The 23,895-nt window shown below is 66.3% G+C and carries 22 protein-coding genes; 13 read left to right on the forward strand and 9 right to left on the reverse strand.

Features of this window, described 5'->3' with window-relative positions; genetic code table 11:
• Window positions 1-14: 14 nt before the first annotated feature.
• Together PSEWESI4_RS09175 and PSEWESI4_RS09180 are read right to left on the reverse strand one after the other, a co-directional pair.
• Window positions 15-1,799, reverse strand: coding sequence for an AMP-dependent synthetase/ligase (locus PSEWESI4_RS09175; RefSeq protein WP_187670895.1), 1,785 nt, complete (start codon window positions 1,797-1,799; stop codon window positions 15-17).
• Window positions 1,800-1,934: 135 nt separating this feature from the next.
• A complete protein-coding gene (locus PSEWESI4_RS09180) occupies window positions 1,935-2,768 on the reverse strand; it encodes a crotonase/enoyl-CoA hydratase family protein (protein ID WP_187670896.1) in 834 nt (277 codons plus the stop codon).
• Between the two features lie 105 nt (window positions 2,769-2,873).
• Here PSEWESI4_RS09180 and PSEWESI4_RS09185 point away from each other — a divergent pair, with 105 nt between their 5' ends.
• From PSEWESI4_RS09185 to PSEWESI4_RS09200, 4 genes are all read left to right on the forward strand, one after another.
• On the forward strand, window positions 2,874-3,467 hold the full coding sequence (locus tag PSEWESI4_RS09185) for a TetR/AcrR family transcriptional regulator (protein ID WP_187670897.1): 594 nt from the start codon (window positions 2,874-2,876) through the stop codon (window positions 3,465-3,467).
• Window positions 3,468-3,591: 124 nt separating this feature from the next.
• Window positions 3,592-4,740 (forward strand): aromatic ring-hydroxylating oxygenase subunit alpha, encoded by a 1,149-nt coding sequence (locus PSEWESI4_RS09190; RefSeq protein WP_187670898.1) that lies wholly within the window; start codon window positions 3,592-3,594, stop codon window positions 4,738-4,740.
• 405 nt (window positions 4,741-5,145) lie between these two features.
• Entirely contained in the window at window positions 5,146-5,805 is a 660-nt protein-coding gene (locus PSEWESI4_RS09195; protein ID WP_187670899.1) for a 7-cyano-7-deazaguanine/7-aminomethyl-7-deazaguanine transporter, read from the forward strand.
• Window positions 5,806-5,917: 112 nt separating this feature from the next.
• Window positions 5,918-7,030 carry a polyamine ABC transporter substrate-binding protein gene (locus PSEWESI4_RS09200; protein WP_187670900.1) on the forward strand — a complete coding sequence of 371 codons (1,113 nt, stop codon included), beginning with the start codon at window positions 5,918-5,920 and terminating at the stop codon, window positions 7,028-7,030.
• Between the two features lie 43 nt (window positions 7,031-7,073).
• Here the strand turns inward: PSEWESI4_RS09200 and PSEWESI4_RS09205 are convergent, their stop codons facing one another.
• On the reverse strand, window positions 7,074-7,826 hold the full coding sequence (locus PSEWESI4_RS09205; RefSeq protein ID WP_187670901.1) for a 3-oxoacyl-ACP reductase family protein: 753 nt from the start codon (window positions 7,824-7,826) through the stop codon (window positions 7,074-7,076).
• Between the two features lie 153 nt (window positions 7,827-7,979).
• Between PSEWESI4_RS09205 and PSEWESI4_RS09210 the strand changes: the two genes are divergently transcribed.
• Window positions 7,980-8,918, forward strand: coding sequence for a LysR family transcriptional regulator (locus tag PSEWESI4_RS09210; protein WP_187670902.1), 939 nt, complete (start codon window positions 7,980-7,982; stop codon window positions 8,916-8,918).
• A 67-nt stretch (window positions 8,919-8,985) separates the two neighbouring features.
• Window positions 8,986-9,309 (forward strand): hypothetical protein, encoded by a 324-nt coding sequence (locus PSEWESI4_RS09215; protein ID WP_187670903.1) that lies wholly within the window; start codon window positions 8,986-8,988, stop codon window positions 9,307-9,309.
• 36 nt (window positions 9,310-9,345) lie between these two features.
• Here the strand turns inward: PSEWESI4_RS09215 and PSEWESI4_RS09220 are convergent, their stop codons facing one another.
• A complete protein-coding gene (locus PSEWESI4_RS09220) occupies window positions 9,346-10,053 on the reverse strand; it encodes a glutathione S-transferase family protein (RefSeq protein ID WP_187670904.1) in 708 nt (235 codons plus the stop codon).
• Between the two features lie 118 nt (window positions 10,054-10,171).
• On the opposite strand from PSEWESI4_RS09220, the gene PSEWESI4_RS09225 reads away from it, so the two are divergent.
• The 4 genes from PSEWESI4_RS09225 to PSEWESI4_RS09240 all read left to right on the forward strand — a co-directional run bounded on the left by PSEWESI4_RS09225 (window position 10,172) and on the right by PSEWESI4_RS09240 (window position 14,279).
• Entirely contained in the window at window positions 10,172-11,056 is an 885-nt protein-coding gene (locus tag PSEWESI4_RS09225; RefSeq protein WP_187670920.1) for a LysR family transcriptional regulator, read from the forward strand.
• A gap of 313 nt (window positions 11,057-11,369) precedes the next feature.
• Window positions 11,370-12,809: a cytochrome-c oxidase, cbb3-type subunit I gene (ccoN, locus tag PSEWESI4_RS09230; RefSeq protein WP_187670905.1), complete on the forward strand. Its 1,440-nt coding sequence runs from the start codon at window positions 11,370-11,372 to the stop codon at window positions 12,807-12,809.
• 10 nt (window positions 12,810-12,819) lie between these two features.
• A complete protein-coding gene (locus tag PSEWESI4_RS09235) occupies window positions 12,820-13,026 on the forward strand; it encodes a hypothetical protein (RefSeq protein WP_408004293.1) in 207 nt (68 codons plus the stop codon).
• Window positions 13,027-13,136: 110 nt separating this feature from the next.
• Window positions 13,137-14,279 carry an HPP family protein gene (locus PSEWESI4_RS09240; RefSeq protein ID WP_187670907.1) on the forward strand — a complete coding sequence of 381 codons (1,143 nt, stop codon included), beginning with the start codon at window positions 13,137-13,139 and terminating at the stop codon, window positions 14,277-14,279.
• Window positions 14,280-14,357: 78 nt separating this feature from the next.
• Here the strand turns inward: PSEWESI4_RS09240 and PSEWESI4_RS09245 are convergent, their stop codons facing one another.
• Both PSEWESI4_RS09245 and PSEWESI4_RS09250 read right to left on the reverse strand, forming a co-directional pair.
• Entirely contained in the window at window positions 14,358-15,221 is an 864-nt protein-coding gene (locus PSEWESI4_RS09245; RefSeq protein ID WP_187670908.1) for a LysR family transcriptional regulator, read from the reverse strand.
• 50 nt (window positions 15,222-15,271) lie between these two features.
• Window positions 15,272-15,676 carry a YbaY family lipoprotein gene (locus tag PSEWESI4_RS09250; RefSeq protein WP_187670909.1) on the reverse strand — a complete coding sequence of 135 codons (405 nt, stop codon included), beginning with the start codon at window positions 15,674-15,676 and terminating at the stop codon, window positions 15,272-15,274.
• A gap of 231 nt (window positions 15,677-15,907) precedes the next feature.
• Here PSEWESI4_RS09250 and PSEWESI4_RS25550 point away from each other — a divergent pair, with 231 nt between their 5' ends.
• On the forward strand, window positions 15,908-17,533 hold the full coding sequence (locus tag PSEWESI4_RS25550; protein WP_187670910.1) for a HAMP domain-containing methyl-accepting chemotaxis protein: 1,626 nt from the start codon (window positions 15,908-15,910) through the stop codon (window positions 17,531-17,533).
• Window positions 17,534-17,536: 3 nt separating this feature from the next.
• Here the strand turns inward: PSEWESI4_RS25550 and PSEWESI4_RS09260 are convergent, their stop codons facing one another.
• Window positions 17,537-19,300, reverse strand: a complete 1,764-nt coding sequence (locus PSEWESI4_RS09260) for an ABC transporter ATP-binding protein (RefSeq protein WP_187670911.1) — start codon at window positions 19,298-19,300, stop codon at window positions 17,537-17,539.
• 96 nt (window positions 19,301-19,396) lie between these two features.
• Here PSEWESI4_RS09260 and PSEWESI4_RS09265 point away from each other — a divergent pair, with 96 nt between their 5' ends.
• Together PSEWESI4_RS09265 and PSEWESI4_RS09270 are read left to right on the forward strand one after the other, a co-directional pair.
• Window positions 19,397-19,651, forward strand: a complete 255-nt coding sequence (locus PSEWESI4_RS09265) for a YdeI/OmpD-associated family protein (RefSeq protein ID WP_187670912.1) — start codon at window positions 19,397-19,399, stop codon at window positions 19,649-19,651.
• A gap of 145 nt (window positions 19,652-19,796) precedes the next feature.
• Window positions 19,797-20,462: a hypothetical protein gene (locus tag PSEWESI4_RS09270; RefSeq protein WP_187670913.1), complete on the forward strand. Its 666-nt coding sequence runs from the start codon at window positions 19,797-19,799 to the stop codon at window positions 20,460-20,462.
• 24 nt (window positions 20,463-20,486) lie between these two features.
• Here PSEWESI4_RS09270 and PSEWESI4_RS09275 read toward each other — a convergent pair whose 3' ends face one another.
• Both PSEWESI4_RS09275 and plsB read right to left on the reverse strand, forming a co-directional pair.
• Window positions 20,487-20,933, reverse strand: a complete 447-nt coding sequence (locus PSEWESI4_RS09275; RefSeq protein ID WP_187670914.1) for a hypothetical protein — start codon at window positions 20,931-20,933, stop codon at window positions 20,487-20,489.
• 84 nt (window positions 20,934-21,017) lie between these two features.
• Complete coding sequence (gene plsB, locus PSEWESI4_RS09280) at window positions 21,018-23,498, reverse strand: glycerol-3-phosphate 1-O-acyltransferase PlsB (RefSeq protein WP_187670915.1); 2,481 nt, start codon at window positions 23,496-23,498, stop codon at window positions 21,018-21,020.
• Window positions 23,499-23,895: the final 397 nt, after the last annotated feature.

Below are 23,895 nucleotides of genomic sequence, written 5' to 3' on the forward strand. Positions count from 1 at the left end.
ATATCCACTTGCCTTCAATCCGGCCTGCGTTGCTCCTCGACCGGATACAGGCTGTTCAGCAGCTCGGCGAAGTGCTGCTCGATCACCGGCCGCTTTAGCTTCTGGGTCGGGGTCAGCTCGTCCTCGTCCTGGCTGAGCAGGCGCGGCAGCAGGGCCCAGGCCTTGATCCGCTCGACCTGTGCCAGGTCGGCGTTGACCAGGTCGATATGCGCCTGCAATTCGTCCCGTAGCGCCTGCGTCCGCAGCCAGTCGGCATGCTCGCCGCCGAGGCCTTTTCGGCGCGCCCAGGCGGCCAGGCGTTCGGGGTCGAGGGCGAGCAGGGCGACCAGGTACTTGCGGCGGTCGCCGTGCACCAGCGCCTGTTCCACCAGCGGTTGTTGCTTGAGCAGCGCCTCGATCGGCGTCGGCGCGATGTTCTTGCCGCCGGCGGTGATGATCAGTTCCTTCTTGCGGCCGGTCAGCCACAGGTAGCCGTCCTCGTCGATCCGGCCGATGTCGCCGCTGCGCAGCCAGCCGTCTTCGTCGAAGGTTTCGGCGGTCTTGTCCGGCTGGCCGAAGTAGCCCTGGAACACCAGCGGGCCGCGCACCAGCACCTCGCCGTCCTCGGCGATGCGCAGTTCGGTGCTGGGCAGGGCCTTGCCGACCGATCCGGCCTTGGCGATGCTGGCTTCGTTGCTGGTCAGGAAGGCGGTGGACTCGGACATGCCCCAGCCTTCGCAGAGCGGCAGGCCGAGCGCAGCATAGAACTCCACCAAGGCCGGATCGAGCGGCGCGCCGCCGCCGACCAGCGTCGTGATGCGTGGCCCGAACAGCTTGGCGCGCAGCTTGTCGAGCACCAGCCGGCGCGCCAGCCAGCCGCTCAGCGCGTTGCCTTCCCCGCGAGCGCGCTGGATGCCGGTCCGCAGCGCCCAGTCGAGCAGGCCCCGCTTGCCGGGCGGCAGGGCGGCGCGCTGGGCCATGACCGCCGCGTGGAACTTCTCGAACAGGCGCGGCACGCTGCCGAAGAAATCCGGCTGCACCTCGGCCAGCGTTCGCGGTACCTCGTTGATATCCGCCACATAGGTGGCCTGCGCGCCGCACCAGAGCCGCAGGTAATGGCCGATCACCCGTTCGCCGACATGTGCCATGGGCAGGAACGCCAGGCTGCTGAAGCGTGCCGGCGGGAGCGTGTAGCGGCTGACGAAGGCCAGCAGGTTGCCGTGGCCGAGCATCGCGGCCTTGGGGTCGCCGGTGGTGCCGGAGGTGAATACCAGGTTGGCCAGGGATTGCGGGCCGAGTGCCTGCCAGCGCTGCTCCACCTCGTCGGCCGGGATGTTCTCTGCGCCGGCCAGGAACTCGTCGAGGTGCAAATGGCCGCTGCCGTCCAGCGCGTCGTCGATGCACACCACGGCCAGTTCGTCGAAGGTGCCGTGCAGGGGCAGCGCCTGGCTGGAGTGCTCGACGAACAGCAGCTTGCAACCAGCGCGTCTCAACTGCTGGCCGGCCTGGCCGGGGCTAAGGCTGGGATAGAGCCCGACGCTGACCGCGCCGACATTGAGGATGGCGAAATCGAGCAGGCTCCATTCGACCCGGGTGCGGCTCCAGACCACCACCCGGTCGCCAGGTTGCACGCCCTGGGCCAGCAGGGCACGAGCCAGGTGCTCGGCCCGCTGGGCGACCTCGCCCCAGGTCAGGCCCTGCCACTGGCCGGTATCCAGGCGCTGGCGGGCGGCTGGCCAGTCCGGGGTGTTCGCCGCCCGCCAGGCGAGCAGGGCGGGGATGCTGGGCAGGTCCTTGGGCGGCTGGGGCTGGGTCGTCATCGAACACTCCTTGTGTTTCTTGTCGTTCTGGCAGGAACCGCTGTCTTGTTCTTTTCTGGGTTCCCGCGTTCGCGGGAATGACGTGGAGTTCATCCCCGCGAACGCGGGGAACCAGCAAACAAAACAGGTTAGCCGCTACGGTATCGGCTCTCCGGAGTCGCGCTCGCGCACCGCCTGGTTGAAGCCGACCTCCTCGCAGCGCGCCTTGAAACGCACGCCTTCCGGGCTGTGGCGGGTGATGCCGTCGAACAGGGTGGCGAACATCTGCGTCGTTTCCAGGCCCATGTTGTGGTAGGCCTGATTGATCATCAGCTTCTGCATCATCAACTGGTTCCGGGGGATGCCCTGCATGCGCGCGGCCAGCGCGTCGACCGTGGCGTCCAGGTCGGCCAGCGGCACGCTCTGGTAGACCAGGCCGAGGCGCTGGGCCTCGCGGCCGTCGATCAGGTCGCCGGTCAGCAGCATGCGCTTGGCCTTCTCGGCGCCGAGGCGGTAGACCCACATGGCGGTGGTCGGGCAGCCCCAGACCCGCGCCGGCGGATAGCCGATCTTCGCTTCCTCGGCCATCACGATCAGGTCGCAGCACAGCGCGATGTCGCTGCCGCCGGCCACCGCCGGGCCGTTGATCTTGGCGATCACCGGCTTGTAGCTGCGGAACAGGCTCATGAACTGCTCGGTGTTCCGCTTCATCAGCGCGTAGTCGACCATCGGGTCCCAGGGCATTTCCTGGCTGCCGTAGATGCCGCGCGGCTGCTCGGCGAAGAACTTGAGGTCGTAGCCGCTGCAGAAGCCGCGTCCGGCGCCGGTGAGGACGATGACGTGCACGGCGTCGTCGGCGTTGGCGCGCGCCACGGCGGCGGCGATGTCGTCGGGCATGCGGTCGTCGATGGCGTTGAGGCGGTCCGGGCGGTTGAGGGTGAGGGTGGCGACGCGGCCGTCGACACGGTAGAGCACGCTGGATTCGGACATGGCGGAAGGCTCCGGGAGATTATTTTTGTCGGGATGGCTTGGCACCGCTTCCCAGATAAGTAAACTGAGTTCACTTTTATTGTCCAGCAATTTGTTTGGTGTGCGATGCCCGACCTGTCCCCGAAAGCCCAGAGAACCCGCGCCAGCCTGCTGGAGTCCGCCCGCAGCGAATTGCTGGAATACGGCGGCGGGCTGGAGGTCGGCAGGGTGGCCGAGCGGGCCGGGGTGTCGGTGGGGCTGATCTACCGCTACTTCAATTCCCGCGCCGGGCTGCTGGCGGCGGTGGCCGAGGATTTCTACGACCGCTACCAGCGCCAGGTGATGGCCGCCGACCCGCTGCCGGATGCCGACGACTGGTCCAGCCGCGAGGAGCAGCGCGTGAACCGCGCGGTGGAGTTCGTCTACGCCGAGCCGTTGGCGCCGCTGGTGCTGGTCAGCCTGGCGCGCGAGCCGGAAGTGGCCGCGCTGGAGACCCAGCGCATCACCGAGAACGTCCGCCAGGGCGCCGACAACATCCGCCGTGGCCAGGCCGCCGGGCAACTCAACGCCAGCCTCGACCCGGAACTGGTCTCGGCGATGATCCTCGGCGGCATGCACCAGGCGCTGCTCGAAGCCCTGGCGCGCAACCCGCGGCCGCCGGCCGAGCAACTGGCGCGGCAGCTCTGGCACTTCATCCGGGGTGCCCTGGCGCCGTTGTAGCCTGGATGGAGTTGTTCATTGGGTTCCCGCGTGCGCGGGAATGACAGGAAGGCCTCGCGCGTAGTGCGCCATTCACGTGCATGCGGGAATCCAGCAACAAGAACGACAACACGAGGAAACCACCATGCAGCACAGCACCCAGGTCGAACTGCTCAAGCGCACCCTGGCGTTGGTCGAGAAAGGCCGCAGCGATTGTGCGCCGGCGCCATCGGCGCTGCCGGTGGAGGTCTATCTCGACGAGGAACGCTACCGCCGCGAGCGCGACGAGATCCTGCGCCGCGAGCCGGTGCTGGTGGCGCGCTCCAGCGAGATTCCCGCCGGGCACTTCCTGACTCGCGAACTGCTCGCGCCGCTGCTGCTGACCCGTGACGAGCAGGGCCGCCTGCGCGGTTTCCTCAACGTCTGCAAGCATCGCGGCACCCAACTGGTCGGCGACGCCAGCGGGAAGAACCGGGTGTTCGTCTGCCCCTACCACGCCTGGGCCTACAACCCGGACGGCCAGTTGCGCGGCATCCCCCATGGCTACGGTTTCGAGGGCATCGACCGGAACTGCCTGAACCTCACCGAAGTGCCGGTGGCCGAGCGCTTCGGCGCGGTGTGGGCACGCTTGTCGCCGGGGCCGGCGCTGGATCTGGACGCCTTCTTCGGACCGGAGATCATCGCCGACTTCGAGGGCTTCGCCATCGACGACCACGTGATCTTCGATCCCCAGGACATCCGCCGACCGGTGAACTGGAAGCTGACCATCGACACCTTCCTCGAGAACTACCACGTGCAGAAGGCCCATCAGGCCACCATCGACCACCTGTTCTGGCCCAACCTCGGGCTGTTCGAGCGCTTCGGCCGACACATCCGCAACTACTACGTGAAGCGCAACCTGGGCGAGATCGCCGACCAGCCGGAAAGCGCCTGGAACCTGCGCCGCCACGGCAACCTGTTGTACTACCTGTGGCCGAACACCCTGGTGCTGGTGGAACCGGACCATATCGATTTCTCCACCGTATTCCCTGATGGTCCGTTGGCCACCCGGGTGCTCGGCCACACCCTGCTGGCCGAGGAACCGGTGACCGACAAGGCGCGGCGTTATTTCGAGAAGAACAACGCGATTCTCTATTCGGCGCTGGAAGAGGATTTCGCCCTGGCCGCGAGGGTGCAGACCGGCATCCAGGCCGGCGCCAGCGACCTTCTCTGGCACGGCAGCTTCGAGCCGGCGCTGAAGTGGTTCCACCAGAACCTCGACGAGGCGCTGGGGGATCGGCGGGTGATCGCGTAGCCCGGATGCAATCCGGGACTGGTGGCTTCGTTTTCCCCGGGTTGCATCCGGGCTACAGGGGGGATTGGTGTGTGGGGTGAGTCCCGTGGCCCTCTCCCCAGCCCTCTCCCATGAATGGGAGAGGGGGCCGTTCGAGCTTGCCTGATACGCCGGGGCATCATCCGCAGTCACCCCTCTCCCGTTTACGGGAGAGGGGCCGGGGGAGAGGGGCTCTTGATTGAAGCCAGGTAAGGCGCTTGCGACGATACCTTTCCGGGCCCTCCCCATTCCACGAAGCCTGACTCCCGAGACAGAAAGTTGCCCGGCGGCTCTGTTCCTGCCGCCAGCGAACCGCTAGAATGCGCGCCGCCTCCATCCCGGACGGCATGGGTTCCCTCACCCCATCGATCAAAAAGGTCCGTATCCATGACTCTGCTTTCCTCGCGCCGTCAGCGCCTGGCGTTGCCCGCGCTGATCGCCTTCCACATCCTGATCATCATCGCCAGCAACTACCTGGTGCAGTTGCCGATCACCCTGTTCGGCTGGCATACCACCTGGGGGGCGTTCAGCTTCCCGTTCATCTTCCTGGCCACCGACCTGACCGTGCGCCTGCTCGGCAAGGGCCCGGCGCGGCAGGTCATCGCCCGGGTGATGGTGCCGGCGCTGCTGGCCTCCTACGTGGTCTCGGTGCTGTTCCAGGAGGGCGCGTTCCGTGGCCTGGCGTCGCTGACCCAGTTCAACGACTTCGTCCTGCGCATCTCGCTGGCCAGCTTCCTCGCCTACGTGTGCGGGCAACTCCTCGACATCCAGGTGTTCGACCGCCTGCGCAAGCTGCCGCAGTGGTGGATCGCGCCGAGCGCGGCGATCACTGTCGGCAACCTGCTGGACACCTTCGTGTTCTTCTCGGTGGCCTTCTGGCAGAGCAGCAACCCGTTCATGGCCGAGCACTGGGTGGAGATCGCCACGGTGGACTACGGCGTCAAGCTGGCGATCAGCCTGATGCTGTTCGTGCCGCTCTACGGCATGTTGCTCAACGCGCTGCTGCGCCTGCTGGCTGGCCGCGCCATGGCGCCCGCGGCCCCCTGAGCGGGCGCCCGCCGCACACTTTGCCCGGCATTGGTGCATCGCTTCCCAAACATCGATGGGGAGCGATGTCAGATTGGCGGCTTTGGCATATTTCCCGGCCGGGAATCGCCGCATGATCGGTCCACCCACCGTCTGGAGAGGATCGACCGTGAAACCGAGCATACTGCCCCTGCTGCTGACCCTGGCTCTGCCGCTGCACGCGGAAGAGAAGGTGCTCAACATCTACAACTGGAACGAATACGTCGGCAAGCAGGCGCTGAAGGACTTCGAGGCCGAGACCGGCATCAAGGTGCACTACGACATCTTCGACAACGTCGACATGCTGGAAAGCAAGGTGCTGACCGGCCGTAGCGGCTATGACGTGATCTTCCCCACCATCGCCATGGTCGGCCGTTTCATTCCCGCCAAGGCGCTGCAGCCGATCGATCCGCAACGACTGGGGGGCTTCGCCAACCTCGACCCGCAGGTGCTCGGGGAAATGGCCGCCGCCGATCCGGGCAACCGCTACGCCGTGCCCTACACCTGGGGCACCACCGGCCTGGCGATGAACCGCCAGGAGGTGGAAAAGCGCATCCCCGACGCGCCGCTGGACAGCCTCGACCTGTTGTTCAAGCCCGAATACGCCAGCCGGCTGAAGGACTGCGGCATCGCCATCGTGGACGCGCCGCAGGAAGTGATCAGCATCGCCCTGCATTACCTGGGCAGGCCGCCCTATAGCCAGGACTCCGCCGACCTCGAGGCGGCTGGCGACCTGCTCGCCGCGCTCAAGCCCAACCTGCGCTACATCGGCTTCGGCACCCAGACCAGCGATCTGGCCAACGGCAACCTGTGCCTGGCGCTGACCTTCAACGGCGACGCCAGCATGGCGCGGTTCCAGGCCGAGGAGGCTGGCAAGCCCTACGAGATCGTCTACCGCATCCCGCGCGAAGGTACGCTCATGTGGGTCGACACCATGGCCGTCCCGGCGGACGCCCCGCATCCGGAAGCGGCCAGGGCCTTCATCGAGTTCATGCTGCGTCCGGAGTCGATGGCCGAGCTGAGCAACGGCATGTTCTTCGCCAATGCCAACCAGGCCGCCACGCCGCTGCTGGACGAAGCCGTCAGCGGCGACCCGAACATCTACCCGCCCCAGGAAGTGCGCGCCAAGTTGTTCGGCGAGGAACTGATCGCGCCGAAGCTGCTGCGCGAGCGCACCCGGCTGTGGGCGCGCTTCCGGGGGATGTGAACCACCCACATTCGGGCTGTCGGTCGTCCCTGGCGGGTTGGGATCAGGCCGTGAAACCGCCATCCACCAGCAGCTCGGCACCGGTGACGAAGGACGCCTGCGGGCTGGCGAGATAGGCGACGGCGGCGGCGATGTCGGCGCCTTCGCCATAGCGGCCCACGGCGATGTTCGGTCGCACGAAGTCGGCGACCGGGCCGTCCGCCGGGTTCATGTCGCTGTCGGTCGGGCCGGGGTGCACGGTGTTGACGGTGATGCCGCGCGGGCCGAGGTCGCGTACCAGCCCGCGGGCGAAGCCGGCCACCGCGCCTTTGCTCAGGGTGTAGGCCGAGGCGGTGCCGAAGGCGGCGTAGCGCACCATCGAGCTGCCGATGTGGATGATCCTCCCGCCCTGGCCCATGTGCCGCAGGGCTTCCTGGGTGGCGACGAACACGCCGGTGACGTTGACCGCGAGGATGCGCTGGAAGTCCTCCAGGGCGATCTCCTCCGGGGCACCGAGCACGCTGATGCCGGCGTTGTTGACCAGGATGTCGATCCTGCCGAAGGTCGCGGCGACCCGGGCGACAGCGGCGCGCACCGCCTCGGGATCGCCGGAGTCGGCCTGGATCGCGATGGCGTTGCCGCCGGCGGCGGCGATTTCGCCGACCACGGCGTCGGCCTTGTCCGGAGAAGCGTGGTAGGTGATGGCGACGCTGGCGCCATCGGCAGCCAGGCGCTTGGCAATGGCGGCGCCGATGCTGCGCGATGCGCCGGTGACGATGGCAACCTTGCCGTGCAGGAGAAGGGTAGTGTTGTTCATGTTGCGGTCCTCGGATGGATTGGGTTGGTGAGGCCTATGAAACGCCCATCCGTTTTCGCGCAGTAGCCGGTAATGGCTGTAATCAATTTCAAGTGATGCTTGAATATCCTGGTTGATGGCGCGAATTCTGACCCTTTCGCCCAGGAGCAGCCCATGGAAACCCTCGCCAACCTGGAATCCTTCGTGCGCAGTGCCGAATCCGGCAGCTTTTCCGCCGCTGCCCGGCGCCTGGGCCTGACGCCGGCGGCGGTGAGCCGCAACGTTGCCCAACTGGAGTCCAACCTCGGTGTGCGCCTGTTCCAGCGCAGCACCCGGCGGTTGACCCTGACCGAGGCTGGCGAGCGTTTCCTGCACAGCGTCAGCGGTGGGCTCGACAGCATCCAGGCGGCCATCGCCGACCTGACCAGCAACGCCGGGCAGCCGGCTGGCGTGCTCAAGCTTGGCGCCGCGCCGGCCTTCGCTCGCGACTACCTGCTGCCGCTGATGCCGACCTTTCTCGAATGCTTCCCGGCGGTCACTCCGGACTGGCACCTGGACAACCGCCAGGTGGACCTGATCGCCGAGGGCTTCGACGTCGCCATTGGCGGCGGCTTCGAGTTGACGCCCGGAGTGGTGGCGCGCCGACTGGCGCCGGCGCATCTGGTCGTGGTGGCGAGTCCCGGTTATCTGCGGGGCCGGCGCCTGCCGCGTTCCCCTGGGGAACTGACCGCGTTGGATTGCCTGGCGATGCGCTCCTCGAGCAGCGGGCGGGTGCGGTCATGGACCCTGCGTAACGCCGGCGGCGGCGAACACCCGCTGGAGTTGCGCCCCAGGATGACCCTCGACGATGCGGACGCGCTGTGCCGCTGCGTGTTGCTGGACATGGGCGTGGCCCTGCTGGCCGTACCCGACGTGCTGGCGCATCTGGAAAGCGGCGCGTTGCTGCGCCTGCTGCCGGACTGGTATGTAGACGCCGGGCCGATCTCGCTATATTTCGGCAGCCAGAAGCTGCTGCCCGCGAAGACGCGTGCCTTCGTCGACTTCATCGCCGCGGCGTTCAGGGAGCATGATTGGGAGACGCGTTTCGCCGCCGGAGCGGGAAAGCGTGGTTGATGGGAATGGCGGGTGAAAGGATCATTTCGCCTGGAAGTTTGGGAAACAGACACAAGGAAACGCAGGGATGTCCGCAATCAGGATTCTGCTGGGGGCGTTGTTGGTGGGAGTGGTGTGCTCGGCACAGGCGGGCAGGATCGATGACACGCGGGAGAGGGCGAAGGAGATGGAGGCGCGCTGCGAGGCCGAGCGTACCGAGAAGCTGAAGCCCATCCAGGAAGCGAAGGTCCGGGAATGCATCGCGGAAGGGCGAAAGGCCGATTGGTGCCAGCGGTATTTCCGGGACTATGGCTGGGGTCGTGCCCGTGGCGGAACCCGGGCGGAAAACCTGTTCTACGACTTGCCGGTGTGCGAGGAAGCCTTCCGGCTGAGGAAGCAGATCCAGCCTTGATGGGAAGCGGCCGTCCGACCGCTCCCCAGCGGTCCTTCAGGCGACCTTGCGCAGCTCTTGCAGCACCTGTTCCAGCTCGGCTTCTCCGACGAAGCCGCCGGCGCTGACGGCCGGTTGCCGCTGCTCTATGGCGTGGGCGAAGCGCACTGCCGGGTCCGCTTCCAGCTTTTCGTAGAGACGTTGCAGGCCGGGATAGTCGCGGCGATCGACCACCTCGTGATAGCGGGTCCAGCGGGCGATGCCGATGAAGTAGGCATCGGCCAGGCTGCGCTTTTCGCCGAGCAGCCAGGGGCTGTCGCCCAGCATCGCTTCGAGGTCGGCATGGGCCTTGGTCACGCTGGCCTGCCCGTAAGCGCGCAGCGCCTGCTTTTCTTCGCCCTCGCTACCGTGTTCGAAGGCGTACCACAGCGGGGCGAAGGCCGAGAAGAAGCTGGTGTTGAGGTAGGCGAGCCTCTGGTTCAGGCGGTCGAAGCCGGCGCTGCCCTGGGCGAAGCCGAGGCCCTTGGCGATGCCCTGGGCGCCGAGGTGGTTGAGGATCGCCAGGCTTTCGCTGAGCAGGCGGCCGTCCGAAGTCAGCAGCGCAGGGGTTTCCGCCACCGGGTTGATCTGCCGGTAGGCGTCGCTCGATACGACCTCCGGCATCTCGATGCGGCACAGCCGGTAGGGCAGGCCGAGCCATTCCAGGGCGACGATGGAGCCGAAGGAGCAGCCGGAGGGAACGCCGTAGAAAAGGACAGGGGTCATGTTGTTCTCCAGGTGGAATGACCGTCAGGTCGATGGGGAGAACGTTACTTTCGTGGACGATGGTCGAGTAGATGGTAAAAATGGGAAGCATCGTCCACGGATGTGAACCTTGCCGGTCATGCTCAACCTCAACGATCTCGCCCTGTTCGTCGCCGCCATCGAGCATGGCGGCTTTGCTACCGCGTCCCGCCGCCTGGGGATTCCCAAGTCGACGCTCAGCAAGCGCGTCGCCGAGCTGGAGAGCAGCCTGGCCGCGCGACTGATCCAGCGCACCTCGCGCAGCTTCGTGCTGACCGACGCCGGTCGTGATTTCTACGAGCACGCGCGCGCCGCGCTGATCGAGGCGGAGGCCGCCGAGGAAGTGGTGCGCCGGCGTGTCGCCGAACCGAGCGGCCGGGTGCGGATCAGCGCCTCGGTGCCGACCGCCCAGCTCTACCTGGCCGAGCACCTGCCCAGGCTGGCCCAGGCCTATCCACGCCTGCACGTGCAACTGGACGTCAGCGACCGCTTCGTCGACCTGGTGCAGGAAGGCTACGACATTGCCGTGCGCAGTCACTTCGCGCCACTGCCCGATTCCGGCCTGGTGCAGCGTCCGCTCACCGTCGAGCCGATCGTCCTGGTGGCCGCGTCGGCCTATCTGGAGCGCCACGAGCCGCTGCTGGAGCCGCTGCAACTGGCACGGCACGACGGCCTGCTGACCGGAGCTGCGGCCGGCGCCTGGACGCTGGCTGCCGCGGACGGGCGCCAGGTGCGGGTGGAGCCCATCGCGCGAATGACCGCCAACGAGTCGGTCGTCCTGCTCAACGCGGCAGAGGCCGGCCTCGGCGTGGTCTGCCTGCCGGAGCGGATGTGCCGCGACGCCATCGCGGCGGGGCGGCTGGTTCGGGTGCTGCCGGACTGGCAAGCCGGGCAGGTCGCCACCACGCTGGTCATGCCGCACCGGCGCGGCCAGTTGCCTGGCGTGCGGGCGGTGGTGGAGTTCCTGGTAGAGTGTTTGGCTTGATGGAGGGCGATCGGTCAGGCAACGGTTTTGCTTGGTCTATCGACGAACGTTTCGGCAATCACATACCACCCCCGCTCCGGAGGGAGAGGGGGCAGTTCTGTGCCGGCCGGTTGGTATCCAGAACACTCTCGACCTTTCCATCAACAAAAGTGCACTAAAGCTTCATTATTATTAGTTAGTCATCGATCCAACCGGCCTGCACAATTCCGTTCCGCCGACCAGAACCCGCTTCGCAGAGCCCTGCGAGGCACCCGCCAGAGCGGGTGAATGAGAACAACTGGTTCGCGTTTCCTTGCGTGACGGAATTGCCCCCATGTCTGCCAGTACGACCTCCCTCGACAGCAACGCCTCCTATAATTATTCGATCGTCCGCCGCTTCACCCTGATGACCCTGTTCTGGGGGATTCTCGGGATGGGCATGGGCGTGTTCATCGCCGCCCAACTGGTCTGGCCCGAATTGAACCTTGGCCTGCCCTGGACCAGCTTCGGGCGCATCCGGCCGATCCATACCAACCTGGTGATCTTCGCCTTCGGTGGCGGCGCGCTGTTCGCTACCTCGCTGTACGTGGTGCAGCGCACCAGCCGGGTGCGGCTGGTTTCCGACCGGCTGGCGAACTTCGTGTTCTGGGGCTGGCAGGCGGCCGTGGTGGCGATGCTGGCCGGCTATCCGCTGGGCATCACCACCTCCAAGGAATACGCCGAGATGGAGTGGCCCATCGCCCTGTGGGTCACCATCGTGTGGATCGCCTACGCCTACCTGTTCTTCGCCACCATCGCGCGGCGCAAGGTCAAGCACATCTATGTCGGCAACTGGTTCTACGGTGCCTTCATCATCGTCACCGCCATGGTCCACGTGGTGAACCACATCGCCATGCCGGTCAGCCTGCTCAAGTCCTACCCGGTCTACTCCGGCGCCACCGATGCGATGATCCAGTGGTGGTATGGGCACAGCGTGGTGGGCTTCATCCTCTCGGTGGGTTTCCTGGGGATGATGTATTACTTCGTGCCGAAGCAGGCCGGGCGGCCGATCTACTCCTATCGCCTGTCCATCGTCCATTTCTGGACCATCATCGCCCTGTACATCTGGGCCGGCCCGCACCACCTGCACTACACCGCGTTGCCGGACTGGGCGCAGTCGCTGGGCATGGTGATGTCGGTAATCCTCCTGGCGCCCTCCTGGGGCGGCATGATCAACGGCATGATGACCCTCTCGGGCGCCTGGCATAAGCTGCGCACCGACCCGATCCTGCGCTTCCTGGTGGTGTCCCTGGCCTTCTACGGCATGTCCACCTTCGAAGGCCCGATGATGGCCATCAAGACCGTCAACTCGCTGTCCCACTACACCGACTGGACCATCGGCCACGTACATGCCGGCGCCCTCGGCTGGGTGGCGATGATCTCCATCGGCACGCTGTACCACATGATCCCCCGGTTGTACGGACGCGAGCAGATGTACAGCGTCGGCCTGATCAACGCCCACTTCTGGCTCGCCACCATCGGCACCGTGCTCTACATCGCCTCGATGTGGGTCAACGGCATCACCCAGGGCCTGATGTGGCGGGCGATCAACGACGACGGCACGCTGACCTACTCGTTCGTCGAGGCCCTCGTTGCCAGCCATCCGGGCTATATCGTGCGGCTGATCGGCGGGGCGACCTTCGCCAGCGGCATGCTGCTGATGGCCTGGAACGCCTGGCAGACCATGCGTGCCGGCGAGCGCGTCGAACACGCGCCGATTCCGGCGGCGGCCTGAGGAGATGGCGATGTTCCTTCTCGGTCTGCTGGTGTTCTGCGCCGGCCTCTACCTCTGCATCGGTCGCCGCTCGGCGCGCGACCTGGAGCAGGCCGCCCTGCAACCCTTCGCCGACGATCCCCAGGCGGCGCGCAACATGAGTCGCGCCACCGGGCGAGTCTGCGAACGGGTGGTCGACCCCACCCCCGACCCCTGGGCCGGGGACATGGAGGCCTGATCCTCTCCGAGTTTCCATACCCATGGAGGGGACCCGTGCCTGACCCCGGCGCGTTTCAGGGCTCACTCTGCTGAGCCCTGCTTTCTCGATTCCATCCTTGTCCGGACACCATGACCCAACCTCGTTCTGCCTTCCTCGACTGGCTGCACGCCTTCGTGCCCCATGCCATGACCACCCGCCCGCGCGAATGGCTGCGCGCGGGAATCGGCGCGGCCCTGGGCCTGCTATTGACCACCTGGCTGTGCCAGCGGCTGTTCGGCAACGCGGTGGCCGGCCATCTGATCGGACCACTGGCTGCTTCGGCGGTCCTGCTGTTCGCTGTCTCCTCCGGGGCGCTGGCGCAGCCCTGGTCGCTGGTCGGCAGCTACCTGACGGCGACATTGGTGGCGATGCTGGTCGTGCATTTCTGTGGCGCCTCGCTGGCCAGCGCGAGCCTGTCGGTCGGCCTGGCGCTGCTGCTGATGTGCCCGCTGCGCTGCCTGCATCCGCCGGGCGGGGCGGTGGCGTTCTGCGTGGCGACGGGCGGGCCGGACATCTCCGCCCTCGGTGCCTGGGTGTTCGCTCCGGTGCTGCTCAACGCCTTGGGCCTGCTGGCCTGCGCTCTGCTGTACAACAACCTGACCCGCGTCCGCTATCCCAAGCCCCACGGGCCGCCGCCCGCCGATGTGCATCACACCCGCGATGTCGCGCCGCAGGAGCGGGTCGGCATCACCTCGGCGGACCTCGACCAGGCGCTGGACGAGCTCGGCGAGTTCGTCGACGTGACCCGCGAGGATCTGGAGCTGATCGTCCGTGCCACCGAGAAGCACGCCCTGCGCCGCAGCATGGGCGATATCCGCGCCGGGCAGATCATGTCGCGTGACGTGCAGTGCGCGACGCCGGACACCACGCTGGAGCAGGCCCTGCGCATGCTCGAATACCATCATCTGAAGGCGCTGCCGATCCTCGACGAGGAGCGTAGCCTGGTGGGCATCGTCAGCCTGATCGACCTGCTCGGCCACTCGCGCCGGGCACCCCGTTCGGACTTCCTGGGTCGCCTGGGGCTGCGTCGCGACGTGCCGCTGAGCCGGGTGATGAGCAGCCCGGTGACCTGCGTGGACAGCGCCACCCACGTGACCGAGCTGATCCCGCTGCTGTCCGGCCAGGGGTTGCATTGCCTGCCGGTGCTGGAGGCCGGCGAGCTGGTGGGCGTCGTCACCCAGACCGACCTGATCGCCGCGCTGCATCGCGACCTGATCGCGCATCTGGAATAGGTCCGACCTTCAGCCCGCCAATGGAGATCCGCTAGATCGGTGGGCTGAAGCCCACCCTACGTCAAGTGCAGCGTCTGGCTAGATCATCGGGTCCCAACGCTGCGACCAGTCGCTGTCGCGCCTGACCACTTCGCGCAGCAACTGGAAGGCCTGCTGCAACACGTCGGAATCGCGTTCGCGGGAGTACACCAGGTAGGTCGGGTAGCTGAACTCCGGCGCCTTGGGGACGCGTTCCAGGGCGCCGCTGTCTAGGTAGCTCTGCACCACACGGGTCCGGAAATAGCCGGCGCCACCCTGGTCGAGGATGTATTGCAGGGCCAGAGGGCCGAGGTTGAAGCTCAGCGCCGCCTTGGCCTTGTCCGGCAGCGCCGCGTCGTGCTGGCGGCGGAAGCCCTCGCCCCAGTCGATGTACACGTAGGGTTCGGGGTTGGCCGGCGAGCGGATCTGGATCAGCTTTTCCTCCAGCAGCTCCTCGACCTGCAGGCCCGGCCAGTAGGTCGGCTGGTAGACCAGCGCCGCGTCCAGCACGCCGATCTCCAACTGGCGCAGCAACTGCTGGGCGTCGCCGACCTCGGCGCGGATCGCGTGGCTGGGAATCTCCTCGCGCAGCGCGCGCACCCAGTCGAGCATCAGCGGGTTGCACAGGCTGACCTCGCCGCCGACGTGCAGCACGTTGCGGTAACCCTTGAGCAGTGGCAGGTCGCGCTGGGCGGTTTCCCAGGTCTGCACCATCTGGTTGGCGTAGACCACGAACGCCTCGCCGTCGGCGGTCAGCCGGGCGCCGGCGCGGTTGCGCACGAACAGCTTGCAGTCGAGCTGGCTCTCGAGATTCTGCACGCGTGCGGTGATGGCGGTCTGGGTGACGTGCAGGCGTTCGGCGGCGGCGATGAAGCTGCCACAGCGGACGATTTCCAGGAAGGTGCGGGCGAGCTCGATATCCATGGGCTACCCCGGAGTGAAGGGGTAGCCATTGTAGCGGCTGGAGGCGGTCGTCAGCGCACCGGGTCGACCTTCACCCGCAGCGGCCGTGGGTCGTTGCCGCTGCCGTCGAGCTGCACCGCATGCTGCTCGGTGGTGATGAACAGCAGGCGGCCGTCGGCCTCGATCCGGGCACTCACCGCATAGCGATGCCCGGGCTTCACCTCGGCGCTGTCGTATTCGAGCGTGAACGGTAGCGGGACTTGTCCCTGCACGGTGCCGCTCTGTCTGGCCAGCTCGCGGGCCGGCGCATCGGCCAGGGAGACATCCTGCAGGCTGACGCTCAGCGTAGCGTTCGGCGGCAGGGCGCTGCGCTGCAGGTAGAAGACTTCACCGGTCAGGCGGTTCATGTTCGGGGCTCCGGTGCTGGTGCAGGCGGCGAGCAGGGCGCTCGCCAGCAGCAGGGAAAGACGCTTCATGGGGACTCCTTTTCTCGATGATGCCAGTCTGACAGTTATGTACAGGAAAAGTTGGCGGTTCGACGCTCCTTGTAGTGATGACCGTGGCCCTGTGAAAAGTACAGAACGGCTCTTTGGATGATTCTGAAAACCCCCGCCAAGAGATGCAGTAATCGCTTCTGGAAACCAGAATCCCCTGGCCAATAGCCACAACGTCTGTGGGCTGTCTATTGATACGTGGGGAATAAGAGAATGTTGAATCAAATAAGCGTGCGTACCCGTCTGCTGTTGCTGGCGTTGTTGCCATTGCTGGTGCTGGTGGGGGTGATGGGGCTGGCGGCGTCGAATACCGGGCAACTCAACGATGACTTCGAGGAGCTGTTCACCGATCGCATGCAGCCCGTCAACCGGCTCAATGAAATATCCAATGCCTATACGGTGAGCATGGTCGATGCCATGCACAAGCACCGCGCCGGGCTGGTCGAGGCGGAGGAACTGCGACGGATGATCGCCAGCGCGCGCCAGCGTATCGAGCACTCCTGGCGGGCCGTCGTCTCGACCAAGACGTCGGCGGCGGAGAACGAGGTGATAGACCGCATCAAGGTGCGCATGGCGGAGGTCGACTCGCTGGTCGAGGAACTGCTGGCGCTGGCCGGTGAGCCGTTGCGTGCCCAGGACCCGACGAGCTTCAACCGTCGCTTGTACGCCGCCTTCGATCCACTGGGCGAAGAACTGGAGACCCTGGCGGGCATGCAACTGGCCGAGGGCGACAAGCTGAACCAGGAGTCCACCAGCAGCTACCAGGCGATGAAGAGCAGCTTCGTCATCATCGGCATCGTGGTGGTGGTTGCGATGCTGCTGCTCAGCCTGCTGATCAGCCGCTCGATCAGCCGCCCGCTCGGGGACCTGAGCCGGGTGATCGGCACGGTGCAGCGTTCTTCCGACCTCACCCTGCGCGCCATGGCCGTGGGCAAGGACGAACTGGCGCAGACCGCCACGGCGTTCAACGCCATGCTCGAGCATTTCCAGCAACTGATCCGCCATCTCGGCGATTCCTCCACCCAGTTGGCCACTGCTTCCGACCAGATGAGTTCCATCAGCGCCCAGGTCAGCGATGCCGCCACCAACCAGGGCGACCAGACCGCCATGGTCGCCACCGCCGTGCACGAGATGAGCGTGGCGATCCAGCAGGTGGCGCAGAACGCCCTGGACATGTCGCGCATCGCCGGCGACGCACGTGAGGAAGCCCATCAGGGCACGGCCCTGGTCGAGGCCAACCTGCAAGCCATCGAGCTGCTCTCGCAGTCGGTGCAGGAAGGCGCCGAGGTGATCGACCGCCTGCACAGCCAGAGCGACGAGATCGGCAGCGTGCTGGGGGTCATCCAGAGCATCGCCGAACAGACCAACCTGCTGGCGCTCAACGCCGCCATCGAAGCGGCGCGCGCCGGTGAGGCCGGGCGCGGCTTCGCCGTGGTGGCCGACGAGGTGCGCAGCCTGGCGAGCAACACGCAGAGGGCCACCGAGTCGATACGCGGCATGATCGATGCGTTGCAGGATGGCGCCCGCCAGGCGGTGAGCTCCATGCAGCAATCGCGCGAACAGGCCGAGAAGAGCGTCAGCCATGCCCGCGAGTCCGGCGAGGCGCTGATGCACATCGCCAACGCCATCGATGGTATCGCCGACGGCAATGCGCAGATATCCACCGCCACCGAGGAGCAGACCGCGGTGGCCCACGAGATCAGCCAGAACATCACCCGCCTCAACGACAGCATCCAGGAAGTGGTCGGCAGCGCCGAACAGAGCGCCACCGCCAGCCGCGACCTGGCCCGCCTGGCCACTGGCCAACAGCAGCAGGTGGCGTGCTTCAAGGCCGGATAACGGTCATTCGTCCCGTGGCAGGGCAGTGGGTCGCTCGCCGATCTGCTGCCGCCACATCGCGTGGTACAGGCCGTTGCGTTCCAGCAGCACGCCGTGGTTGCCGCTTTCCACGATGCGTCCCCTCTCGAGCACGAAGATGGTATCGGCGTGCATGATGGTGGAGAGGCGGTGCGCGATCAGGATGGTGATCTGGGAACTGCGCGTGGAGAGGCTGCGGACGGTGGCGGTGATCTGTTCCTCGGTCAGCGAGTCGAGCGCCGAGGTCGCCTCGTCGAAGATCAGCAGGCGCGGCTGGCGCATCAGGGCGCGGGCGATCGACAGGCGCTGCTTCTCGCCGCCCGACAGCTTGACGCCCCGTTCACCGATCAGCGTGTCGAGCCCTTCCGGCGACTTGTCGATCAGGTAGGCGCAGGACGCCTGCTCCATCGCCGCCAGCATCTCCGCGTCGCTGGCATCCGGTTTCACCAGCAGCAGGTTCTCGCGGATCGTGCCGGCGAACAGGTAGGCCTCCTGGGTGACGAAGCCGATCTGCCGGCGCATCGGGTTGTAACGCAGGTCCTGGGTCGAGATGTCGTTGTAGAACACCTCGCCGCTGGCCGGGGTGTACAGCCCCACCAGCAGCTTTACCAGCGTCGATTTGCCCGATCCAGAGGGGCCGACGAAGGCGATGGTCTCGCCGAGCCCGGCCGAGAAGGACACGCCGTCCAGCGCGTTGTCCGGCGCACCGCGATGGCGGAAGCGCACGTCCGTGAAACGCAGGTGGCTGATCGGCCCGATATCCACCGACGACTCCGGCCGCCGCTCGATGGGTTTCTGCATCAGCGCATCGAAGTTCTGTAGCGACGCATCGGCTTCCCGGTAGGCGAGGATGATGTTGCCGAGTTCCTGGAGCGGCACGAAGATCGCCACCGAGATGAACTGCATGGCGATCAGCTCTCCCGGGCTCAGCACATGGCGGAAGATCAGCCAGAGCAGGGCGAACAGCACCGCCAGCTTCAGCAGGCTCAGCGTGGTGCCCTGCAGGAACGACAGCAGGCGGATGCGCCGCACCTTGCGCATTTCCAGGGCGAAGATATCGACGGTCTGCGCCTGCAACCGGCGGATTTCCGGGAAGGTCAGGCCCAGGCTGCGGATCAGCTCGATGTTGCGCAGCGACTCGGTGATGAAGCCGGCGCTGCGGTTGGTCTCCCGCACGATCGAGCGCTGCTGGCTCTTGATCTCGCGGCTGAGCAGCCCGGTCAGCCCGCCGAGCACGGCCACGCCGACCAGGAACACCGGCACCAGCAGCCAGTGCTTGGTGACGGCGTACCAGGTCAGGAAGGCGACGCCGACCACCGCAGCGAACACGGTATTGATGAAGGCGTTGATGAAGCGCTCGCTGTCGGAGCGCACCTTCTGCAGCAGCGACAGCACCTCGCCGCTGCGCAGGTCCTCGAATTCCTGGAATTGCAGGCGCAGCACCTGGCGCAATCCGTCGTTGAACAACCGGGTGCCGAATTTCTGCACCACCAGCCGCGTCACGTATTCCTGCAGCGCCTTGGCCAGTCGCGACGCCACCGCCACCAGCACCGCCAGGCCGAGCAGCGCCAGCACGCCGGAGACCAGCTCGTCATCGGTCTTCCCGGTGCGGTCGACCACGTAGTCGTCGATGATCATGCCGAAGATGATCGGATCGATCAGCGCGAGCACCTGGCTGGCCGCCGCCAGCAGCAGGGCGAGCGCGGCGAGCAGGAGGTGGGGGCGCAGGTAGGTCCAGAGGATGTGCATGGGGCTTTCCTTGGCTTCGATCTCGGGTAAGCCTAGTCTTGATGCGGCGGCGACATTGGCGACACTCCATACTCGCTCCTTTGCGGAGGAAGCAGCATGACCACCGATTTCTCCACCTTGAAGCGGCCGAGGTACCCCATGCCGGCGTTCGTCCGGCACGCACTGGACGGGCGTGGCCTGATGGCCGCCTACCGGGAGCGCCCGGCCTATCAGCAGAACGACTACCTCGGCTGGATCGAGCGGGCCAAGCGGCAGGAAACGAAGGAAAAGCGGCTGCGGCAGATGCTCGATGAGCTCGAGACCGGTGGCGTCTACATGAACATGAGGCACGCTTCGTCGGAGAAGCAGTGAATCGTGGCCCCCGGAGCGAATTTCCTTGCCTGGGAAAGTAGCGCTGGCCACGGCAGCGGCTATGGTTTGGTTCGAGATACCCGGAGACGGCAAGCGGGGCGCCCGGTTGCCGGGAACTTGAACGCGGGTCTGGAGGAGATGAACCATGGCTACCGATCCAGCGCAGGTTCTACGGGATGCCTGGCCGTGGTTGAGAGCGGAATACCAGAAGCTCGACGACAACCTGCGCGAGCTGACCGCAGCACTGTCCGACCCGACGGCTTCCGGCGCGGAGCGGGATAACGCGCTTATCGCGTCCGCCGAGTTGCTGTGCCGCACCATCCGCGCCTGTCGCCAGAAGGATCTGTTCAGCGCCGTGGGCGAAGACCTTGCCGCGCAGGGCGTGCACGTCAAGGCGTTGCAGCGGGAGATCCAGGAGCACCTGGAGAACATCCTGAAGCGGGAAGAGGCGGTGCTTGTCGTCGCCGGGCTGGACCATCGTGCCGCGCAGTCGTTGATGCAGGAAGTCAGCCAGGCTCCGCGCCATATCTGGGGTATCGACCCGCTGCACTACACGATGCTCGACAGGAAGGTCATGCTCGCGACCGAGGATATTTGCCATCGCTTTCCCAAGACCAGGCTGGAGCTCCGGGAGCTTGAGTTCAGGAACCTGGTCAAGCGCGTGAAAGCCAAGTACGGGATCGTCGGAGGGCTCGCCATCGCGGCTGCCAACACCACGATCACCGTTCTCGTCCCGGAGCCCGTCAGCATTACCAAGTTCTCGGGGTTGATCGGTGCCGCCTATATCTCCTACTCGGCTGGAGACGACTGACCGACCGGAATCGCTTCGTGAAGGCTACCTGGGCAGGAACAGCCAGGTGTCCTGGCGCTTGATGAAGCGTCCCTGGGCGTGGTCGCCCTGGCGCATGAGGTCACCCATGCCGCGGCCCATGAGCGGGTTGCCGGATGACAGGACGATGAAGTAATCGCAGACATGGCCGGGCTGCCCCTCGGCCTTCGCGCAGGCGATCTTCTCGAAGCGGCCGATCTGCAGTTCGAGCCCCTCGTCGCTGCCGGCGATGCCCGTCACGGACAGGCATTGCACGACCAGCGCGGGATTGTGGTGGTTGCTGTATTCGCGATAGGCGCAGCGCCGTTGCAGTTCCTGCATCTGCGCATTGGCGGCGTCGTAGTGCTGGCGGATGGCGGCCAGCATCTCGGCGTCGGAGGGTTCGCCTTCTTCGGCGCAGGCCAGTCCCCAGAACATGATGGGCAGCAGAGCCCAGATGCTGGACGTTTTCATGGCGTGCGTCCCTCCCGGTTTCCAGGAAGGATGGCAGCTCACGACAGGTGCTGCGGCCCGCCGCGCGGCGGGCCGACGGGTGGTCTAGAGCGCTTCCCCTTCCTCGTTCCGATCCAGCGCCACCTGGCGGATCGACAGGCGGATCTCCGCCGGCAGCATGCGCTTGGCCACGCCTTCGACGACTTCCGCCAGTTGCGGATGGTGGCTGAGCTTGCCGGCTTCGTCGCGGCGCAGCACGCCTTCGTCGAGCAGGGTCTGGATGAAGTGGCGGAACAGCGTCTTGTCGAAGAACTCCGGGGCGTTGAGGCCATGGAGGATCGACAGGCGCTGGGCCATCACGGTGGAGAGGTCTTCCAGCTCCTCGGCGCTGAGCGCGTTCTGCCCGGCATTCAGCAGCAGGGCGATGGCCATGTAGAAGCGCTGCAGGGTCTGGGCGATGGCGCGCGACAGCAGGGTGAGCAGCACGAACTGCCGGGAGCTGGGCGCCGGGCGCACGTAGACGTCAGCCTCGACCTTGAGCAGGCCCTGCTCGACCAGCGCGGCCAGCCACTGGTCGACCACCGCGTCCAGCTCTTCCCGCGACCAGCGGATGAACAACTCGGACTGCAGGTAGGGATAGAGCGCGCGAACGAAGCGCAGGATCTGTTCGCGGCCGATCCGCGCGCTGCTCTGGAAGAAACTGGCGAGCAGCGCCGGCAGGGCGAAGATGTGCAGCACGTTGTTGCGGTAATAGGTCATCAGGATGGCGTTCTGCTCGTCCAGGTAGCAGATATTGCCCAGCGCATCCTTCTGTTCGGCGACCAGTTTCATGCCTTTGACGAACTCGATCAGCGCGTGGCCATCGCCGTCCGGCAGGGTGGTATGGGGCGAGTAGGGCACCTGGCGCAGCAGGGCCAGGTAGAGGTCGAGCACGCGCACCAGGGCCTTCTCGTCGAGCGCCAGCCTGGGGGTGGAAAGCAGGGCCAGGGCCACCAGGTTGACCGGGTTGACCGCCGCCGCCTCGTTGAGGTGCTGCGCCACGCGCCCAGCCAGGCGGTTGGTGGTGTCGTTGAGCCAGGCCGGGCGGTACTGCGGGCCGAGCTCCTGCTCGCGCCAGCCGGGTTGCTGCTGGTCGAGGAATTCGGCCAGCTTGATCGGCTCGCCGAAGTTGACCCACACCTGGCCGAAGCGTTGCTTGAGGGCGCCGATCACCTTGAACAGGTCGAAGATCGACTCCTTCTTCTTCGCCGCGCCGCGCAGCTCGCCCAGGTAGGTGCGGCCTTCCAGCACGCGCTCGTAGCCGATGTAGACCGGCACGAAGACCACCGGCAGGCGGTGCGAACGCAGGAAGCTGCGCAGGGTGATGGCCAGCATGCCGGTCTTCGGTTGCAGCATCCGCCCGGTGCGCGAACGGCCGCCCTCGACGAAGTACTCGACCGGGAAACCCTTGGTGAACAGGGTGTGCAGGTATTCGTTGAACACCGCCGTGTACAGCGGGTTGCCCTTGAAGGTGCGGCGCATGAAGAAGGCGCCGCCACGGCGCAGCAGGCCGCCGATCACCGGCATGTTGAGGTTGATGCCGGCGGCGATGTGCGGCGGGGTCAGGCCGTTGCGGAACAGCAGGTAGGAGAGCAGCAGGTAGTCGATATGGCTGCGGTGGCAGGGCACGTAGATCACCTCGTGGCCCTGGGCGATCTCCTGCACGCTGTCGATGCGGTTGACCTTGATGCCGTCGTAGATCTTGTTCCAGAACCAGGACAGCACCACTTCGAGGAAGCGCACGGCGGTGTAGGCGTAGTCCGAGGCGATCTCGTTGCCGTAGCGCAGCGCGGCGGCCTCGGCCTTCTCCAGGGTGACCTTCTCGCGCTCGGCTTCTTCGATGATCGCCTGGCGCACCAGCGGCGCGTGGATCAGGCCCTTGACCAGGTTGCGGCGGTGCGAGAGGTCCGGGCCGATCACCGCGGTCTTCTGGTTGCGGAAGTGCACGCGGAGGATGCGGTGGACCATGCGCAGGGTGCGCTCCTGGCCCTTGCCCTGTTCGACCAGCTCGCGCAGGTGGATCGGGGCGGAGAACTGCACGCGGGTCTTGCGGCCGAGGATGAGGATATTGATCAGCTTGCGCAGCCGCCCGGTGACCGCCCAGGTGTCGGCGAACAGCAGCTTCCAGGGGCTGGTCTCGCGATCCGGCGATTGCCCCCAGAACACGCTGACCGGGATGATCTGCGCATCCTCCACCGCGTGCTGGCCGATGGCGTTGACCAGCCGTACCAGCGCCGGCGAAGCGCCGCGCTTGTCCTGGCGGCCGAACCAGCCGGGCTCGCGGTTCAGGTAGAAGAAGCCGGCCGGCTCGAGCAGGCCGCCAATCGCCACCGGCAGCACCGGGCGCGGGAGCCCGGCCTTGCTGCATTCATGGTCGACCACCGCCAGGTCGCTCACTGATGGCTGCTGCATCACGTAGAACACCGGTTTGCCGCGGTCGAGCTTCAGGCTGAAGGCGGATTGGTTGATGGTCTCGGAGCGCACCCAGAGATAGAGCAGGCGGCGCAGGATGCCGAAGGCCAGGCGGCGGAACGGGGAGCGGGTCATACGGGTTCTGCTGTGGATAGGTGAAACGAGCGATTGCTCGGGGCGGCTAGTGTGCCGGATTCGCGATTCAGCGGCAAAAGTGGGGGAGAGGGGGGAGGGTGGTCAGCGAGGTTTTCTCAAGGAGTTTCCAAGGGGACTTACCCACGTAGGGTGCGCCGTGCGCACCGCTTGCCTGGGGCTTGGTTGGCGGGAGGTCGTGCCAGATCGATAGGCCGCTCCCTCACCCCAACCCTCTCCCGGAGGGAGAGGGGGCTGTTCGGCGTTGCGGGAGAGCACGGAGCCCGATGGTACGCACGGATACTCCCCTCTCCCTCCGGGAGAGAGGTTGTCCGGTGTTGTGGTGGGCTCATGGGGCAAGACCGGCTCCGTAGACTCCCCTCTCCCTCCGGGAGAGGGT

The sequence above is a fragment of the Zestomonas carbonaria genome, assembly GCF_904061905.1.
GTDB classification, from domain to species: Bacteria; Pseudomonadota; Gammaproteobacteria; order Pseudomonadales; family Pseudomonadaceae; genus Aquipseudomonas; species Aquipseudomonas carbonaria.